Source organism: Granulicella sibirica (assembly GCF_004115155.1).
GTDB lineage: Bacteria > Acidobacteriota > Terriglobia > Terriglobales > Acidobacteriaceae > Edaphobacter > Edaphobacter sibiricus.
On record NZ_RDSM01000001.1, the window covers coordinates 1323228 to 1341273 of the forward strand.

An 18046-nucleotide genomic window follows, 5' to 3' on the forward strand; every position below is an offset into this window, starting at 1 on the left:
CCAACACGGCCGATGCGGAGGACCACGATATGATGAGGCACGATGAGACTCCCTGCACGAATCGTCTCGTACGATCCGCCACGGAAGAGAACTCTTCTGCTCCTGGGCCTGTGTCTTCTGGCGAGTTGCCGCTCCTCTCGACTTCGTGGTGATCCCTCCGTGGCGCTCCGGCAAATACCTGGAGCCAGCATGGGGGGGCGCACCGAGCTCGCTTCCATCAGCGGGACGGTCAGCGGAGCCCACCCCGGCCAGCAGATCGTGATCTACGCCAAGACTGATCAGTGGTATGTCCAGCCGCTGATGCGACGTCCTTTTACCGCGATCGGGACCGATGGGCAATGGCAAGCGTCCATCCATCTTGGCCTGGAGTATGCCGCGCTTCTCGTCAACCCCGGCTTCACGCCACCCGTGAAGCTCGCCGTACTCCCGCCGGTAGGCGGCGATGTAGTCGCCATTGGGTATGCCGGTCCCGATCGTGTCGGCCCCGCTCCTTCGCCCAAAACTCTTCATTTCAGTGGATATGACTGGACAACGCGCAAGATGGAGAGTCCACGCAATGGCCAGTGGAATATTTACGACCCGGACAACGTTTGGACCGACTCCAACGGGGCTCTCCATCTCAAAATAAGCCGTCGTTCTGGCATATGGACCTGCGCGGAGGTCTATCTCACCCGAAGCTTCGGTTACGGCACATACCGCTTTACGGTTCACGACGTCTCCCAACTTGGTCCAATTCCGGCGTTCAGTACCTATACCTTCGATGAGAGGTCGGCGAACCTGAACTATCGAGAGATCGCGATCGAGTTGAGCCGATGGAGCAAGCCCGACAACAAGAACGCGCAGTTCGTCATCCAGCCGTACTACATCTCTGAGAATGTTGCGCGGTTCACCGCTCCTGCCGGTTCGCTCACGAACTCCTTCCTTTGGCAGCCCGGCCGCGTTTCGTTCACCTCGCAACGCACCGCGGCAGGCAAAAGCCACGCCTTACCCGTTGCAGAACATGTCTTCACCTCCGGCATCCCTACTCCCGGCACCGAAACCGTTCATCTCAATCTTTCAATTCCAGTCGGCCATCTCGGAGAGCCTCGCGAAACCGAGGTCGTCCTTGACCGGTTCGAATATCTTCCTTGAGACCATGGCCATTGCGCATGCACCTCGCCGATTCCTGCTCATCCTCTTCGTGCTGCTCTGCATACTTTCTCCCGCCCGCGCTCTCGATCCCACAAAAGCGACTTCACAATACATCGAGGACACCTGGGGCGTGGGAAGCGGCTTTCCTGGAGGAGCCGTGCACTGCATCGCTCAAACGCCGGATGGCTATCTTTGGATCGGATCCGACGAGGGATTGATTCGCTTCGATGGAACGGCCTTCCGCGTCGTCGCACCTCCCGCTTCGATGCCCGTTTCCTTCCGCAATATCCTTAGCCTCGCCTCAACGCCCGACGGGAGCCTCTGGATTCGGCTTCAGGATTCGACCATCCTCCGCTATCAGAGCGGCGCCTTCCACGAGGTCCCCGTTCATACCAGGCAACGCTCGGGCGTCATCAGCGTCATGCATCCACAGAAGAACGATGCACCTATCCTCACCATGGTCACAGGGGGCAGCCTTCAGTTCGACGGAAAACAGTTCGAGGATATCCCGGACGACCGCTTTGAGCCCGACAGCCTCGTCATCTCGCTCGCCCGCACCGGCGATGGTAAGTTCTGGAAAGGCACACGCGATTCCGGACTCTTCTACATCGGTGACGGAAGGCTCGTCCCAGTTCGCAATGGACTTCCTGACACCAAGATCAATACCCTGCTGGCCGTCAGCGATCGCGACCTGTGGGTCGGAACCGACAACGGTGTCGTCCACTGGAACGGCCAGGACCTTACCTCTTCCCCGGCACCCGCCGCGCTCGCACACGTCCAGGCGCTCACCATGGCCTCGGATCGCGACGGGAACATCTGGATCGGAACCGCCCAAGGTATGCTGCGGGTCAGCCCCCATGGCAGCGTCATCCCGCTCAGTAACGTCGAGTCGATCGGCACGATCAGTTCAATCTTCGAAGATCGTGAAGGAAACCTCTGGGCAGGCGGAACCGGAGGGATCTCCCGCCTCCGCGACGCCACCTTCTCCACCTTCTCCGTCAAGGAAGGTCTACCCTCAAACACGAATGGAGCTATCTATGCTGACTCCATAGGCAGGATCTGGTTCGCCCCGATCGAAGGCGGTCTCTTCTGGATTCAGGACGGCAAGATCTCTCAGGCGACAGTGGATGGTCTCAACAGGGATATCATTTACTCGATTGCAGGCTCCGACGGCGAGCTTTGGATTGGGAGACAACGTGGAGGCCTCACCCATCTCACGTACGATCAAAAACACATCACCGCTCACACCTATACCCACCGCGACGGCCTTGCCCAAGACAGCGTGTATACCGTCCACCGAAGCCGAGATGGTGCCATATGGGCCGGCACCCTCAGCGGCGGCGTGAGTGTGCTCCGCGATGGCCATTTCACCACATATTCCGTCGCCAACGGCCTCCTCTCCGACACCGTCAACTCGGTCGTGGACAGCGCTGATGGCACCATCTGGTTCGGTACCACCTCGGGTCTGACCGCATTCTCTGCAGGCCGATGGAAGACCTATGTAACCCAGGACGGCCTGCCTTCCGACGAGATCGATACCCTCTACGCCGATCCTTCGAATGTCCTTTGGGTTGGGACGACCAAGGGCCTGGCGTTCCTGAGCGCGACCGGGGTCCACGTTCCACCCGCGGCTGTTGATACGCTCCACCGGCCCATCTTTGGCATTTCCGGGGATCGTCAAGGCTCCATGTGGGTAACCACGGCCGCGCATCTGCTCCGCTTCAACAGGGACGAGCTTCTGCACGCCTCGATGAATAGCTCAGGTATCCGAGAGTTTGGCCTTGCCGATGGTCTTCAAAGCGTTGAGGGCGTCCGCCGCAGCCAGTCCGTGGCCACAGATCCCCTGGGACGGGTCTGGTTCTCCATGGGTCGCGGCATCTCTGTCACGAATCCGGCCCGCAGCTTGAGCAGCGCTCCTGCTATCGCGCAAATCGAAAACGGATCGGCCGACGGCGCATCCTTCGATCTCCGCGCCGTCCCTCACATTCCGGCGTCCAGCCAACGTATCGTATTCGACTTCGCCGGCGTGAGCCTCTCCATTCCCGAGCGCGTCCGCTTCCGCTACAAGCTCGACGGCTTCGACCGAGACTGGAGTGCACCCGTTGCAACCCGCGAAGCCATCTACACCAACCTCGACCCGGGCGCCTATCGCTTCCGGGTGCTTGCCTCAAGCAGTGACGGTCAATGGAATAGCCCCGAAGCAGTCACCCGCTTCATCATTGAGCCCACTCTCTGGCAGACATGGTGGTTCCGCGTCCTTTGCATCGTCGCCGTCATGGCGGCGGTCCTGCTCGCTTTTCGCCTGCGCATGCTGCAGATGACCGCTCAACTCAACCTCCGTTTTGAGGAGCGTCTCGCCGAGCGCACCCGCATCGCTCAGGAACTCCATGACACCCTCCTACAAGGCTGCCTCAGCGCCTCGATGCAACTTGATATCGCCTATGACCAGCTTGCGAGTGATTCCCCCGTGAAACCCGCGGTCGGCCGCATTCTCCAACTTATGCGCCAAGTGGTTGACGAAGGCAGGAACGCACTGCTCGGCCTGCGCTCCCGCGACCGCAATGCTGACCATCTTGAGCAGTCTCTCGCTCGAGTTGCCCAGGAACTTGCCATCCATGAACACGTTTCCTATCGGCTCCAGGCAGTAGGAAAGCTTCGACCACTGCATCCACTTATCCGTGATGAGGTCTATCGCATCGGTCGCGAAGCACTCGTCAACGCCTTCCGGCACGCAGATGCCGACGCCATCGATGTAGAACTCACTTACAGCGTCAGTAACTTCTGCCTTTCCATCCGCGACGACGGCTGCGGCATCGACGAACAAGTCCTCCGCTCCGGTCGTGAAGGACACTGGGGGCTTCCCGGGATGCGCGAGCGAGCGCAGCGGATCGGCGGAAGGCTTCGCATCGTCAACAGCATCCACGGCGGAGCCGAGGTCGAGCTGATCGTTCCCGCGCAAATCGCCTACCAAGCCCCACCGGAAGCCGCGAGACTGATGCCAGGCTTCGTTTTGCGAGGTCTACAATGGATAAGCGCCCCAAAAGATAGAAGGTAACGCCATGAGCGAATCTCCGCGCATCCGCATCCTCAGTGTTGACGACCATCCTCTCCTGAAGGAAGGCATTGCAGCCGTCATCAACAATCAGCCAGACATGACCATCGTCGCGCAAGCCTCAAACGGCCGCGAGGCCGTCAACGCGTTCAGTCAGCATCACCCCGATGTCACCCTCATGGATCTTCGCCTGCCCGACATGAGCGGCATCGAGGCCATGTCGGCTATTCGCGCCGACTATCCTAACGCCCGCATCGTGATCCTTACCACCTTCTGCGGAGACGTCGAAGTTCAACAGGCCATGGCCGCCGGGGCCCGCTCCTACGTGCTCAAGAGCATGCCGCCCAAAGAACTCGTTGAGGTCATCCGCCAGGTTCACGCCGGCAAGAAGCGCGTCCCCCTCGAAGTCGCGACCCAGATCGCCGAACACATGGGAGGCGAGAGCCTCACTGCTCGCGAGATCGACGTCCTCAAACACGTCGCCGAAGGCAATCGCAACCGCGAGATCGCCGCCAAACTCTTCATCTCGGAAGACACCGTCAAAGGTCACGTGCGCCATATCATGGAGAAACTAAGCGCCCAGGACCGCACCCAGGCCGTCGCGATCGCACTCCGCCGTGGCATCATGCAACTCTAGCTCACCGCTGCCTGACAGATGGCTGTAATCCCGGCAATCCGGCCCATCAGTTCCTCAGGCACACCATGTCGCTTCATCAGGTACTCCGGTTTGTTATAGGAGAGCCAGACTTTACCGTGCGCATCCTCCCATGCCAGCCCTTTAAGCGGGAGATCGATCGCAATCGAGGGCGCGGCGATCATCAGCGGTGTGCCCGCCTTTGAGTTCCCGAAGATCAGCAGTTGCGTCGGTCGCATTGCCAGCCCTGCTCGTTCCGCGTCACCGCTATGGTCGATCCGTGCCAGCACCATGAGCCCCTTCGACACCACCACCGCCTCGAGCTTCGCAATCGTCTCCGCGACACTGTAGCGGCTCTCCAGGTGTGCCAGTCCATCGCCTTTCACTGAATCCATCTCACACTCCCTGATACACCAGCCCGATAAATTCCGCCGGGGTCACGATAAATCTTCCCCACGTCGCATCATAGGCAGAGGTCGGTCTCGCGGCAACGGCCTCGCTCAGCGAGCGTCCCGCCTTCTTGAGCGCCGCCACTTTTTCCCGCACATCGAGCAGCATCTCGTGAAAGCCGCTAAGCTCACCCCGCCCACCCACCGGCCCGTACCCAGGAACAATGAGCGTGTTATTTGTCGTTACGGCGAGGTTCGACCCTGCCGCGCGAATTGTCCCGTCGATGCTCCCACCCGTCGAGTAATCGATGAATGGGTAAGAACCATTCCACCATGTATCCCCCACATGCAGCACGTCCGCTTCACCGAACGTAACCGAGAGGTCACTATCCGTATGCGCCGGGGGGTAATGCTTCAGCAACAGGCTTGTATTGTTTAAGTGCATCCGATAAGTCAACGAAAATACGGCCTCCGGGAGGGCGCCAGAGGGCGCGACCGGAAACGTGTAGTCCCACGCATCGACGCGTGTTGCCGTCGCCATATGTCTCTTCGTATTCTCATGGGCCACAATCGACGCGCCCGACGCATGGAGCCACGCATTCCCATCTGTGTGGTCGAAATGCCAGTGCGTATTGATCAAGTGGCGTATCGGATCGGAGTTGATGGAAGCCAACGCATCCGAGACTCTCGGCCTTGATACGCTGAGCCCCGCGTCCACGAGAACCTTTCCGTCAGGTCCACTGAGGACTGCAACGTTCCCTCCCGAACCGCGCAGTAAGTCGATGTCGCGCCGCAGGTGCTGCACCACGATGCTGGCCGTCGCTGCATCCTTCGTGATCCTCTGAACGACACCGTCATCTCCCGCACCCAGGGCACGCGCACCGAGGAGCGCCACTCCCGCCGACAATCCACCCGCAACAAGAAATTCCCGCCGCGATCCAACGGTCATCGCTGCCGCCCGGTATCAACGCTCATGAAGCTCCCCTCCGCGTGACACGCACGATCTCCGTCCGGATCGCAAATCAGTGGGCCCGATGCGCCCGCCGCCACTCACCCGGCGTGCCCTCGGCCGTTCTCTTGAACGCTCGAATGAAGCACGCCTGATCAGCAAACCCACACTTGATCGCGATCTCCGCCATCGGCATGGCAGGATGCAGAAGGAGTTCCTTCGCTCGTTTAATCCTCTGCTCTGTAAGCCAGCGGTACGGGGGAATACCCATCGTCTGCTTGAAAGCACGCACAAAGTAACTCACGGAAAGCTCACACTCCCGCGCCACATGCGCCATGCAGAGCTCTCCCTCGATATTCGCAGTCAGGATCTCCACCGCGCGGCGCGTCTGCCATGGAGCGAGCCCACCCCGGGCCGGCACGTTCTCAAGCCGCATCTCCCCATACACTCGCGCAAAATGCGCAAGAAGCGCCAGCAATGCGTGATCAAGAAATGGCCTGTGCGACACCCCTGGTGCTTTCATCGCCTCTAGGATCGTCGCCGCAAGCTGGTTGATGACCGGGTCGATCTTCCCTCGCGGACACTTCAGCGTCTCCACCCGCCGTGCTCCATGCTCATCCGCAATCTCGTCCAGGGCAGCTCTTGACACGTAGAACTGCAGGCAGTCGAAGGGACTCGTCTGCAAGAGAGTGTCTCCACGCTCGAGACTCACAATCCCCACTCCACCCTTGGGCATCGAGAAGATATGCTCCGCATCTGCCCCGTCCTTCAGCAGCCACCGATGCATTGCCACGTCCTTGAGGTAGAGATTCACAAGGAAGGCAGGCTCAGCCGGAAGCGCCGATGTCGACTCATGGAAAGCCCTATCCGAACGCATCCGCGTCACCGCAAGCGTAGCCTTCCTCTTGGTCTTCACCACCACGGATGCCGTAACGTCTACCCCCAGATACGCAGCCATGTGCTCCCCATGGGCAACTGGATCCGCTATCCCACTCCCATCTCCGGAGGACGACCGAAGCCGATAGCCCGCTAATTCCTTGTTGCGACTCGAAAAACCTGGCGGAACCGTTCGTTCAAATGACAATCGTTGCGTATCCATGGGAGACTCCCCTTCCTCGGCGCGAAGCCACAATCAGGATTGGTAGCCCCACTCTACGGGGTCAGGCTCATTACCGACACACACGATAGGGTCGTGCCAACGACGCTCTTTTGGGTGATGCCTTAGCCGTGGTCTGGCAGCGGTCCTGTCGAACCGCGGACCACGAACCCCGGATCTACGGTCCAGACCTTCGAATTCGATGGAGTTGGTCGTCCCAGAATCTTGTCCAGCAGGGTCGACGCCGCCAGACTTCCCATCTCGCGCAGTGGCTGCACCACGGTCGTCAGCCCGGGGCTCTGAAAGGCTGCTCCCTGCACATCGTCGAACCCAACTACGGACACATCGCCCGGCACCTTTAGACCAGCCTCGACCAGCGCCTTCATCGCTCCAATCGCCGCACTGTCGTTGAAGGCGAACAAAGCGCTGAACTGCCGTCCTCCCTCTAGCAACCTCCGCGTCGCCGCGTACCCCAATTCGTTTCCCGGTCCCAGGCCATCAAGCTGCTCGACCAGCGTCGAGTCAAGCACAAGCCCTCTCCTCTTGGCAGCCGCGACGATGGACTTCCACCGTATCTGGGTATCCGAACTGAAGACCTGGCCTTTGATGATCGCGATCTTCCTATGCCCAAGCTCAATCAGGTGATCGAGTGCGAGTTCGGCGGCAAGCTTGTGGTTCAAACGAATATTGATCGTCCCTTCTGGTTCACGATGCCCCGACACCACCACCGTAGGTACCGTCAGAGGGTGCTCCAGAGGCGTGTCCACGGCGATGATCCCTTCCACCGCACGCGCCAGCAGCAGATCCATATACTTCGCGATCCTCTCCTGCCTATGATGATGACTCACCACAAAGTAGAAGTAACCCTCCTCCAGCAGCTTCTGCTCGATCCCGCTCAGAACCAGCGTCGCATAGCCTTCGCTCACCTCCGGAACCATCACCCCGATCGTCAAGCTCTTCTGAGAACGCAAGGACCGAGCCAGCACGTTCGGCCGATACTGAAACTTCCTCGCCGCCTCGAAGATTCGCTCCTGCGTCACAGCCGGAATCGAGCGCGCCGCGGGGGAGCCGCTCAGCACTCGCGACACGGCCGCCGTAGACAAGCCGAGATAGTCTGCCAGCGTCCTAAGACTCGCGGCGGGAGGTACCTTCTTTTCCTCGGCACTCAAATTGGCACTTCCCCTTTGAGTAAGAATCTCACATCCGGCGAGGCACCCGATTGACCATGATCGCACCCCTCGCTTGACAGGCGTCTATGTCGTTCGACAGAATGCCGTGGCCAGGCAAACGATTGCTCGCGCAGGTAGTTAGGTTTGAGCACGTCCGTAGCCCTGTACAGCCGCCAGCACTCCCCAAACGGCAGCAGGATCAACTTTGGAGGCAGTACATGAGCATCACCAGGGCCATCGCGTTACGCTTCTGCTCCTTTCCGGCAATTCTCCTCCTCACCCTCTGCATCGCTCCAGCCGCCTTCGCGCAGTTTGGTGCGCGCCTCAGCGGGACCGTGCAGGACTCCACCGGCGCCGTCGTCTCCAAAGCCACGGTCACTCTCACCAACCCAGCCACTCAGCAGACCCGGACTGCCGTCACCGGAGACACCGGGACGTACACCTTCACAGAACTCCCTCCCGGTACTTATAACCTCAACGTTTCCGCCGCTACCTTCAAGAGCGCATCCATCAGCAACATCGCCGTCGCCGCTGAGACTCCCGCCACCGCCGACGTTACCCTCACCACCGGAGGCGCGAGCGACACCATCACCGTCAATGCAGATGAGCGCCCAGGCCTCCAGACCTCTGACGCCTCCATCGGCAGCACCATCGACTCCGAGACCATCCAGCGCTTGCCCTCCACCGGCGGAGATGTCTACGAGCTCCTCCGCACCGCCCCCGGCATCACCGGAGATTCCGCCCGTTCCGGCTCAGGCAACGCCGTCTTCCTACCCAACGGAGCCGGCGCAGGCCAGTCCAACCGAGGCATCTTCCAGACCGAAAATCAGATCCAGATCAGCGCCGCCGGCCAGCAAGTCGCCGCCAACAACTACCTCATCGATGGCGTCAGCGTGAACTCCCTCGGCCAGGCCGGCGCCGCCGTCGTCACCCCCAATCAGGAGTCCGTTGGCTCCATCACGGTTCTCTCGACCTCCTTCTCCGCCGAAGATGGCCGCAACTCCGGAGCCCAGATCAAGACTGTCACCAAGTCCGGCACAGACACCGTCCACGGCAGTCTCTATTTCCGCGAAGATCAACCCGGACTCAACGCCTACGCCAAGGTTGGCGGGCTCGGTGGCGGCAACGCCATGGCGCTGCGGGTCAACAACCGCGTGCTCGACTATGCCGGCTCGCTTGGGGGTCCGATCAAGAAAGACAAAATCTTTCTCTTCGCCTCGTTCGAGGGCAATAAGTTCGTGAGCAATACCTACGTGAATCAGTTCGTCGAAACGCCCGCGTACGACGCCGCCGTCCTGGCCGCGCGTCCCTCCACCGTCACCGGCCAGATTCTCTCCTCCGGAGGTGTCACCCCGCGCGTCGCGCAGGTTCTCACACCAACCTGCTCCTACTACATCGCGCAGGGATATCCCTGCGCGATCGTCGGCAACGGCATGGATGTCGGCTCCTTCTCGACCGCCGCCACTGCAAACGGAACGTACCTCTACCAGGCTAACTGCGACGGCACGACCACCAATAAGGCATGCATGGCTGGTTACACTCGCAACGCTGGAGGCTTCTCCACCGGCGCTGGCCTCGACGGCATCGCCGACCTTCAGTACGCCCAGCTCCTCATTCCCAGCCACTCTCACGGCAACCAGTTCAACGGACGCTTCGACTACCTCATCACCCCTAAAGACCAGTTTGCCGCTAGCGTTTACGTCACCAAGCTCGATAACTACGGCACCTCCGGAGCCACCGGATCCCGCCCCCAGGGCGACCTGCCCTTCAAGCCCCTGAACGAAGCCGCCACCGCCATCTACATCCACACCTTCAACCCGAACATCCTCAACGAATTCCGCGCCAACGCCACCCGCTTCGCCGACAACGCCGTCACTGACGCCGGTGGCACCGTCAACTATGGCATTCCGTACATCGATATCCAGACCATCCCCGGCGGCAACGACGTCAACTATGGAACCTCTGCCGGACCCACCTCGCCTGCCATCCTCGCCGAAAACACTTACGAAGTCCGCGACGCCGTAACCTTCGTCCACGGCCCACGCACCCTCAAGATCGGCGGCGAGTACCGCTGGGAGCAGGACAACAACAACCTCGCCGGCAATGCCCGCCCCACGTACTCCTTCCAGGGCCTCTTCAACTTCGCCAACAACGCCCCCATCTACGAAGGGATCACTGCCGACCCTACCACTGGCGGCCCAGCCAATACTGCCCGCTACCTTCGCTCCGAAACCCTCGGCCTCTTCGTCCAGCACGACTGGAAGGTTACTCCCACCTTCACTCTGAACACGGGCGTCCGTTACGAGTACTTCTCTCCCTTCCACAACAAGGGCATGGAGGTGAACCTTCCCGTCCTCGGCCCGGCCGGAAGCGAACTCACTGCCGCCACCCTTACTCCCCATAACAACTTCTTCAACTCCGATTACACAGGGGTAACTCCGAAAGTTGGCTTCGCTTGGTCGCCCCCGAGCCTGAACGGCAAGGCTGTCATCCGCGGAGGCGTCGCCCGCGCGATGAACCGCCTCAACTTCTCCATCCTCGACACCGCCGTCGAAGACGGCCCCGGCTACTTCTCCTTCGGCCTCTGCTGCGGGACCAACGCTGCCGACTTTGGAACCCCGCTCGCCGCCAACCAGATCCAATATGGCGTCGCCTCTACCAACTCCCCTTTCGCCTATGCCCCCAACCCAGCCCTCAAAACCCGCATCGTCAACGGCCTCCCCGTCGCCGCCGACGGTTCTCCCATCGGCATCGAAGTCTACGGCGCCCCACCCCGCGTGAAGACCCCTTACGCTTACCTCTACGCGCTCGAAACCCAGTACCAGCTTCCAGACACCTTCACGCTGACCGTCGGCTTCCAGGGCTCAACCGCCCACCACTTGCCGCGCCTCGTCAATCAGAACTTCCTCTACTCCCAGCCCGCGCAGCAGATCTTCAACGCCGCCTACTTTCTCCAGACCGACTCCAACTCCAACTACGCCGCCGGCAACGTCCATCTCGCCAAGACTTTCCACAACGGCTACCAGTTCGACGCCGTCTACACCTACTCCAAGTCGCTCGACCAGGTCTCCAACGGCTCCGGTGCCAACTCCCTCGCCAATCAGACCAACCCCGCCAACAACTACACCGAGTGGGGCCCCTCCGACTACGACACCCGCCACCGCATCACCGTCAGCGGCCTATGGAACATCCAGGGCACACGCGGAGACCACAAAGCCCTCAACATCGTCACCAATGGCTGGCAGATCAACGGAATCTATACCTTTCACACAGGTTTCCCCTTCACTCCGGTTGTCGCCAACTCCGCCAGCAACCCCTTCGTGACGAACGCCGCCACCATCAGCCCTACCCGCCCGTACGCTTATCTCGGCGGCTTCCAGTCAAGCTGCCAGAACGGCTTCTATCTCCAGGGTCTCGACGTTGTAAATACGAAGTTCGTCCTCACCCCGCCTGCCGGTACGCCCAACCGCCCCGGCATCGGTCGCAACGCCTTCACCGGTCCTTGCTACACCGACATTGACCTGAGCGCTGCCCGCGAGCAGAAGTTCCACATCCTCGACCACACCATCACCGCCCGCTTCCAAGCAAACTTCTTCAACGCCTTCAACTCCCTCAATCTCACCCCGTTCACCAACGGCAACGCCGGAGGAGCCGCTCAGATCGTAGGAGCCGACCCGTCCAGTCCCACCGACGCGGCCGCTCGCGCAGCCAGCAACTTTGGCAAACCAACAGCAGCCGATGCCGGCCGCCAGATCGAATTCTTTGCCCGGATCCAGTTCTAGCAATCGACACACAATCCGGCACCAATTGCACCAACCGCACAACCCGCCCGGCATACCGACCGTCTTGCTTACAGGCACGTCTTCAGTCGTGCTAAAGCCATCAGCCAGAAAATGGCTTCAGCCGCTGAGGTACGCTCTAAGCAAGCACGGAGACACACAATGCGCCTCCCCCTCCTGTTAACCCTGTTCCTAACCCTCACCGCCCCCGCTCAGACCATCGACGCGACCCAAACCGGCACTCCCTTTCCCCACTTCTGGGAACAGACCTTCGGCTCTGGCCGAGCAATCCTCTCCCTCCGCGAGAGCTACCGCAATGACCTCCGCACCGTGAAGCAAGCCACCGACTTCAAGTCCATCCGCTTCCACGGCATCTTTATGGACGAGGTCGGAATCTACGACCCCGACCGCGTCTACGTTACCCCCGGCCAGGCCACCCGCAAGGACGATACCGCCGCCGCCCCCTACAACTTCTCCTACGTCGACCAGATCTACGACGGTCTCCTCGCCAACCACGTCCAACCCTTCGTGGAACTCTCCTTCATGCCACGCCAGTTGGCCTCCGACCCCAAGGCCCTTCACGCATTTTGGTACAAGCAAAACGTCTCCCCACCCGCCGACTACGCGAAGTGGGACGCCATGATCGCCGCCTTCGCCTCGCACCTTATCGACCGCTACGGCATAGCCGAAGTCTCACAATGGAACTTCGAGGTCTGGAATGAGCCCAATATCGATTTCTGGGTCGGCAATCCCAAGCAGAGCACCTACTTCACCTTCTATGAGCACACCGCCCGCGCCCTCAAGCAGGTGAATACCAGCATTCGCGTCGGTGGCCCCGCCACCGCGCAAGCCGCGTGGGTCGGAGACTTTCTGAAGTATTGCCACGATCACAACGTTCCGGTCGACTTCGCCAGCACCCACGTCTACGCGAACGACACCGCCCCAGACGTCCTCCACACTAAGGAAAACGTGCCTCGCGACAAGATGGTCGCCCGCGCCGTCGCCAAGGTCCACACCGAGATTCTGGCCTCGCCCCTGCCCAAAACGCCCCTCATTTTCTCCGAGTACAACGCCAGCTACGCCAACGAGCCCAACGTCACCGACTCCATCTACCTGGGCTCGTGGCTGGCAAATAATATCGCCCAGTGCGACGGCCTCACCGAGTCCATGGCTTATTGGGCCTTCTCAGACGTCTTTGAAGAACAGGGTGTGGTCCGCACTCCTTTCTATGGAGGTTTCGGTCTCCTCGCAGCCGACAGCATCCCCAAACCTGCCCTTAACGCCTTCGCGATGCTCCACCGCCTCGGCGACACGCGTCTCCCCTCACCCGACCCATCCACCCTCGTCACTCGCAGGGCCGACGGAACCCTCGTCATCGCCCTCTGGAATTACGCCGCGCCCATCGGGACAGGTGCTCACTACACCTCTGGTGAATCCACCGGTCCTTCAAAATCCTTCTCTTTTGATCTCAAAAACCTTCCCTCGAACGCCAAAGCCATCCTCTATCGCCTCGATGAGAATCACGGCAACGTTCTCAAGGCTTACGACGCCATGGGCCGTCCTGCTCTCCTCACCCAACGACAGATTCACGACCTTCAGGGGGCCGGACAACCCGCCCCCATCGAGCTTCTTCCGATGCAGAACGGAAAGGTACAACTTGACGTCCCACCCCAGGGTCTCTACGTTCTGGAGATCAAGTAGCCGGAAGATGGTTCAAACTATTAAGTAATGGACGAGAAACGGCGCTCCAGTTCGAGCCAGCTGAACCCGAGCCTGCTAAACCGCAGGGAAGCCCTGCGCCTCGTCACCGCCGCAGGCCTTACGCCTCCGCTCGCTTTTGCTTCTACTGGAGGCCCCCAAGCCGCTCGTCCACCCCGCCCGCCCGCGCAGCCCGTTTCGGCTGAAACCAGCATTCCAAACCTCACCCTCGCGCAGGACGCCTTCCTCGACGACCTGGAGCATAGCGCCTGTCGCTTCTTCTTTGAGCAGGCCCACCCGAAAAACGGGCAGGTCCGGGACCGTGGACCGGCGGCAGGAAACGAGATCAGGCGTGCTGCTTCTACAGCGGCCACGGGATTTGGTCTGACGGCGTTATGTATTGCCGACGTTCACCACTACTATCCGACTACCGACATTCGAACGCGCGTGCTCAATACGCTGCAGTTTCACCTTGAGCAGATGGTGCATGAGCGGGGATTTCTCTTTCATTTCGCGGATATTGTGACGGGAAAGCGCATATGGGATTGCGAGATGTCGTCGATCGATACGGCGATCTTTCTTTGTGGGGCGCTTACATGCAAGGCCTACTTTGCTGGAGATACTGGGCCGGAGCGGCAGATTCGGGAGCTTGCGACCAAGCTGTATGAGCGCGTGGACTGGCCCTGGATGCTGAACGGCGGATCAACGTTTTCAATGGGTTACAAGCCCGAATCGGGCTTTCTCAAGGCTCGGTGGAGCACATATTGCGAGCTGATGATGCTGTATCTGCTGGCAATAGGCTCGACTACCCATCCAATCGAACCTACTTACTGGCAGAACTTTGCGCGGCCCTATATCAATTACGCCGGGTTCCGGTATCTATCTGATTTGGCACCACTTTTCACGCATCAGTATTCTCATGCGTGGTTTGATTTCCGGAATCAGCGGGACAGGTATGTGAACTATTTTCAGAATTCGGTGGCCGCGACACGGGCGCACAAGGCGTTCTGCCTGGCCCAGGCGAACCAGTATAGTGATGATTATTGGGGAGTTACGGCTTCCGACTCGATTGCGGGGTACACGGCGTGGGGTGGGCCCCCGATGCTCGGGCGGATCGATGGATCGGTGGTGCCCTCGGCGGCAGCGGGGTCTTTGCCGTTTCTGCCGCAGGAGTGTTTGCGGACCTTGATGGCCATGCGGGAGAGGTATGAGCAGAATGCGTGGGGACGGTATGGGTTTGTAGACGCGTTTCATCCGACTTCGGACTGGTATGACACTGATATCATTGGGATTGACCAGGGGATCAGCCTGCTGATGGCGGAGAATCTGCGGACGGAGTTCGTCTGGAAGACCTTCATGTCGAACCCGGAACCTCAGGCGGCGATGAAACTCGCCGGATTCCACACTTAGTGCCGAAAAGTGACGGTAGGATGTGGGGCGTTGTACGGTAAATGCGGTTAGCGGACGCGTTCTAAACGTGGTGGGAGCCGCGTCTTTATTGGGTGGATGCGTTTTCGCTGCATATTTTTCGCGGCGCGTGATGAGGTGGGGCCTTTCGGAGGTTGACGTCTGTCAAGTTTCCGCCTCTCCCACGTGTGGTCTATGCCGTCGCAGCCGAGGTCGCCTTCGCTTCGTCCACACTGGGGTCCTGTTCCCAGCCTTCATTCTCGAGCCTGATGTGCTGGATGGCGATTGCGTTGGAATCAAGATCGGGCAGGGCCTGGTACTCCGAGACCCAGCAGCGATAGATCTTGTACGCGATCAAGAGTTGACCAGCTTCGTTGTACATCTCGAGGTAGAGATCCTTGCGGAAGTTCGGGGGCGAGACCTCGGGGCCGGAACCGGCTTCTAAGTTCCCCGCGAGACCAGCCCAGTCGTGAAAGGCGAGGTTCTGCGTGAGGCCGCGCTCGAGTGTAATGGCCTCGTATTTTGCACGGCCGGGAGAATTGTGTGCCGTCGAAGGATCGCCGCCGGAACGATGCTCGGCGACCTCGGTGCTGTGCTTCAGTGAAGAGACCTTGCTGATGCCGGCCACATAGACTCCGTCCCACTTGATGCGGAATTTGAAGTTCTTGTAGGGATCAAGGCGCTGCGCGTTTCCCGAAAGCTGTGCCATGGAATTCCGTCTTTAGGTTGGCTTTGAGCGGCAATCTGCTCGATCTGGATCACGACGAACTCGGCAGGGTACAACGGAGCGAAGCCCACCAGGATATTCACGATGCCCTGCGCGATGCTCGCCGGGGGATTGTTCTCCGCGTCGCACTTCACGAAGTAGGCCTGTCGCGGCGTCGATCCGGCGAACGCACCCTGCAGGAAGAGTCCCTGCATGAACGCGCCGACGTTGAGCCGGACCTGTCCCCATAACGTCTCGTCGTTGGGCTCAAAGACGACCCATTGCGATCCGCGATGGAGGCTGCTCTCGAGGAAGAGCGCGAAGCGCCGAACAGGCACGTACTTCCAGTCCGACCCGGCCTCGTCGTTGCCGCGCATGGTGCGCGAGCCCCAGACCACATCGCCGTAGGCCGGGAAGTGCCGGATGCAGTTGATGGCCTGCACGTTGAGAACGCCGTTCTGAATGTCCGTCAGGGTATTGGTCAAGCCTGCCTCTCCGGTGAGGCCGGCGCTGATGCCGGCTGGGGCTTTCCAGACGCCACGTGAGGCATCGGTGGCGGCATAGAGGCCCGCGACCATACCGCTGGGGGGAAAGGGCCGCGTCACGTCCTGGACAGGGTCATAGGCATTGACCCACGGGAAATAGAAGGCGGCGTTGATGCCGTTCTGCCCGGTCATGCCGGGGTCGGGGCCGGTCTGGAGGGACCTGAAGGAGGCATCCTGTTCGCAGTCGACGATGAGGAACGCGCGCTTGCCGACGGCGTAGGCCTGAAGCGTCGAGATGGTTGCGGGATCGATCTCGCCTGGGACGACGAGGATGTTGAAGAGGGGCACGCTGTCGAGGAGATTCACGCCAGCACCGTTCGCCAGGAGGGCGGTTTCGAAGTTGCCCGGGCTTCCGGCGGTCATGGTTGGCGTGAGCACGGATCCGTCGACTCCCTCGATCAGACATATGCTTGCAGACCCTGCGGCGAGCGGACCCGCAGGGACACTGGGCGTGTTGGTGATGACGAGAGGTGTGGCGGCGTCCATTGAGGCAGTCATGTAGTTCGATTGCTCATTGAGCACCTGAACGACATACCGGCCGGAGGCGTCCCTCGGGTCCAGCGAGAGATTGCTGAAGCTCTCGACGACACTCCGCGCGAACGACACGGGATCGACAAGCAGCACGGACAGCGTAAAGCGCGTGTAGTCATCGGCCCCTGGCTGTATCTGCGCCGAGAGTCCGTTGCCCCAGGCTCCCGCGTTCGCTGCGGTCAGCGTCAAGCCTCCGGCGCCACCCGTTTCAATCGTGACGACACTCGGACCGGTGGTTGTTGTGGAATCGAAGGTCAGGCCGGAGATCGTAGCCGCAGCCTGCGCCGCGTTCGTTCCATCCGCGCCAGAAGTCAGCGAGGTGAGCCCAAGCGCGGGGACTCCTGTCGGCGCGCTGGTCACCGAAAATATGCCGTAGTTCGAGATGATTGTTCCGAGCCCGGTGTCGTCGAGGTTGTCCCACGATTCCACCGTGGCGGCTATAGCCCCAAGTGGGGCATAGACGAGCGAGAGCCTGAAGTGCGCGGCTACCTTGTCCGAGCTCTTCGCGACCAGAAGCCCGTAGGAGTTGGCCCACGCGCCCTTCGCATGGGCGGTGAAGGCCAGGCTTCCGCCGGTCATGGTGATGGTCGCCGTCGCGGCGACGGGAGTTCCGCCTGCGACGCCCGTAAGGCCTGTTGTGGTAAGCCGGATGATATAGGCCTGCTGCCCCCCGTTCAGAAAAAACTGCTGGACGGCATAACCGAGGTTGCTGTTCGGATCGAGACCGCCGAAGCTCCGCTCGAAGTCCGGCCAACTGAGGACGAGGTTCGCAGCGCCGGTTGGTCCACGCGCAGCCCAACCGGCGAACGCCGCGATCGAGGTCGCAACGCCGGTGATGGTGTGAGCCGCACTCGGAATCTCCTGGATGTATACGCCGGGATAGGTAAACGTGGCCATAGTGCATCCTCCAACGGATGACGATGAAGCGGCGGAAACGGATGTCTCTTGCCGGGCAGCGGC

At 60.6% G+C, this 18046-nt stretch carries 12 protein-coding genes; 6 read left to right on the top strand and 6 right to left on the bottom strand.

Going from position 1 to position 18046, the window contains the following annotated elements:
* Positions 1-189: 189 nt before the first annotated feature.
* From GRAN_RS05590 to GRAN_RS05600, 3 genes are read left to right on the top strand one after another with little or no spacing between them, the layout of a single operon-like run.
* On the top strand, positions 190-1131 hold the full coding sequence (locus GRAN_RS05590; protein WP_128911973.1) for a glycoside hydrolase family 16 protein: 942 nt from the start codon (positions 190-192) through the stop codon (positions 1129-1131).
* Entirely contained in the window at positions 1106-4186 is a 3081-nt protein-coding gene (locus tag GRAN_RS05595) for a sensor histidine kinase (protein WP_128911974.1), read from the top strand. Before GRAN_RS05590 ends, GRAN_RS05595 begins: the two co-directional genes overlap by 26 nt.
* A gap of 4 nt (positions 4187-4190) precedes the next feature.
* Entirely contained in the window at positions 4191-4820 is a 630-nt protein-coding gene (locus tag GRAN_RS05600) for a response regulator (RefSeq protein ID WP_128911975.1), read from the top strand.
* Here the strand turns inward: GRAN_RS05600 and GRAN_RS05605 are convergent.
* From GRAN_RS05605 to GRAN_RS05620, 4 genes are all read right to left on the bottom strand, one after another.
* Positions 4817-5212 carry a DUF302 domain-containing protein gene (locus GRAN_RS05605; RefSeq protein ID WP_128911976.1) on the bottom strand — a complete coding sequence of 132 codons (396 nt, stop codon included), beginning with the start codon at positions 5210-5212 and terminating at the stop codon, positions 4817-4819. The two genes, GRAN_RS05600 and GRAN_RS05605, sit on opposite strands and share 4 nt — an antisense overlap.
* 1 nt (position 5213) lies before the next feature.
* Positions 5214-6155, bottom strand: coding sequence for an MBL fold metallo-hydrolase (locus GRAN_RS05610; protein WP_128911977.1), 942 nt, complete (start codon positions 6153-6155; stop codon positions 5214-5216).
* Positions 6156-6228: 73 nt separating this feature from the next.
* Entirely contained in the window at positions 6229-7113 is an 885-nt protein-coding gene (locus GRAN_RS05615) for a helix-turn-helix transcriptional regulator (protein ID WP_161570856.1), read from the bottom strand.
* A 263-nt stretch (positions 7114-7376) separates the two neighbouring features.
* Complete coding sequence (locus tag GRAN_RS05620; protein WP_128911979.1) at positions 7377-8420, bottom strand: LacI family DNA-binding transcriptional regulator; 1044 nt, start codon at positions 8418-8420, stop codon at positions 7377-7379.
* A 218-nt stretch (positions 8421-8638) separates the two neighbouring features.
* Here GRAN_RS05620 and GRAN_RS05625 point away from each other — a divergent pair, with 218 nt between their 5' ends.
* The 3 genes from GRAN_RS05625 to GRAN_RS05635 all read left to right on the top strand — a co-directional run bounded on the left by GRAN_RS05625 (position 8639) and on the right by GRAN_RS05635 (position 15307).
* On the top strand, positions 8639-12202 hold the full coding sequence (locus tag GRAN_RS05625) for a TonB-dependent receptor (RefSeq protein WP_161570857.1): 3564 nt from the start codon (positions 8639-8641) through the stop codon (positions 12200-12202).
* 159 nt (positions 12203-12361) lie between these two features.
* A complete protein-coding gene (locus GRAN_RS05630) occupies positions 12362-13900 on the top strand; it encodes a GH39 family glycosyl hydrolase (RefSeq protein ID WP_241654347.1) in 1539 nt (512 codons plus the stop codon).
* A 27-nt stretch (positions 13901-13927) separates the two neighbouring features.
* Positions 13928-15307 (top strand): glucoamylase family protein, encoded by a 1380-nt coding sequence (locus tag GRAN_RS05635; RefSeq protein WP_128911982.1) that lies wholly within the window; start codon positions 13928-13930, stop codon positions 15305-15307.
* 190 nt (positions 15308-15497) lie between these two features.
* Here the strand turns inward: GRAN_RS05635 and GRAN_RS05640 are convergent, their stop codons facing one another.
* The gene (locus tag GRAN_RS05640; protein ID WP_241654348.1) at positions 15498-15932 is read right to left on the bottom strand and encodes a phage tail protein; all 435 of its coding nucleotides are present in this window, start codon (positions 15930-15932) and stop codon (positions 15498-15500) included.
* Complete coding sequence (locus GRAN_RS05645; protein ID WP_161570858.1) at positions 15902-17983, bottom strand: phage tail sheath subtilisin-like domain-containing protein; 2082 nt, start codon at positions 17981-17983, stop codon at positions 15902-15904. The genes GRAN_RS05640 and GRAN_RS05645 overlap by 31 nt, the downstream gene beginning before the upstream one ends.
* Positions 17984-18046: the final 63 nt, after the last annotated feature.

Coding starts and splice junctions, on each gene's coding strand:
- GRAN_RS05590 (WP_128911973.1), top strand. CDS start 190: ATGGGGGGGCGCACCGAGCTCGCTTCCATCAGCGGGACGGTCAGCGGA.
- GRAN_RS05600 (WP_128911975.1), top strand. CDS start 4,191: ATGAGCGAATCTCCGCGCATCCGCATCCTCAGTGTTGACGACCATCCT.
- GRAN_RS05605 (WP_128911976.1), bottom strand. CDS start 5,212: ATGGATTCAGTGAAAGGCGATGGACTGGCACACCTGGAGAGCCGCTAC.
- GRAN_RS05610 (WP_128911977.1), bottom strand. CDS start 6,155: ATGACCGTTGGATCGCGGCGGGAATTTCTTGTTGCGGGTGGATTGTCG.
- GRAN_RS05615 (WP_161570856.1), bottom strand. CDS start 7,113: ATGGCTGCGTATCTGGGGGTAGACGTTACGGCATCCGTGGTGGTGAAG.
- GRAN_RS05625 (WP_161570857.1), top strand. CDS start 8,639: ATGAGCATCACCAGGGCCATCGCGTTACGCTTCTGCTCCTTTCCGGCA.
- GRAN_RS05630 (WP_241654347.1), top strand. CDS start 12,362: ATGCGCCTCCCCCTCCTGTTAACCCTGTTCCTAACCCTCACCGCCCCC.
- GRAN_RS05635 (WP_128911982.1), top strand. CDS start 13,928: ATGGACGAGAAACGGCGCTCCAGTTCGAGCCAGCTGAACCCGAGCCTG.
- GRAN_RS05645 (WP_161570858.1), bottom strand. CDS start 17,983: ATGGCCACGTTTACCTATCCCGGCGTATACATCCAGGAGATTCCGAGT.